1 protein-coding gene is annotated in these 617 nt (G+C 58.0%); it reads right to left on the bottom strand.

From position 1 onward, the window contains the following. Window positions 1–617, bottom strand: a 617-nt coding sequence (locus WHS88_12665) for an aldo/keto reductase (GenBank protein MEJ5261032.1), incomplete at both ends; no start/stop codon positions are given.

The raw sequence follows: 617 nt of genomic DNA, 5'->3' as shown, positions 1-617 counted from the left end.
GTCGGCTTCTTCTTCGGGGGATTCAAAGCCGATGGTGACGGCATCCACACAGCCCAGATTGAACACAAAATCGATGCTTTCGGCGCGTTTTTCGGGGCTGTTGCGGAAAGCCCCTTCGCCGATCAGCTTCATCCCAATCAGCCCTTTGCCGTTTTCGTGTGCCTGCCGAAGAACCGGGACAACCGCTTCCGGCGAGCCGTCCATCTGGACACCGAACGGATTGATGCGGGCGTGAATCGACTCCACCCACGGATGCGAGGCGGCGGCGGACAAAGCCGGCAGCGAATGACAGGAAACACCGTGTGCCCGCAAAAGACCTTTCTCCTTCAGACGCGTCAGCACCTCCATTTCCTTTTCATACCGCGACGACCAGTCCGGTTCCACCAGGCAATGAAGCAGAAGCAAATCGATATAGTCCGTTCGAAGCTCCTGCAAAAATCGATGCACAACCTGCTCCGTATCCGTCGGCAGTCCTTCCGGAAGTCCTCTGGGTCGAAGCCAGATTTTGGAAACCAGAACATACCGGTCTCGCGGAACCCCCCGGAGGGCTTCGGCCAGATAGGAATGGCTGCCGTACAGGTCCGCCGCATCAAACCACGAAATCCCCCGGTCCAGAC

It is taken from the genome of Anaerohalosphaeraceae bacterium (assembly GCA_037479115.1).
GTDB lineage: Bacteria > Planctomycetota > Phycisphaerae > Sedimentisphaerales > Anaerohalosphaeraceae > JAHDQI01.
This window is presented reverse-complemented; position numbering and strand designations above follow the sequence as displayed.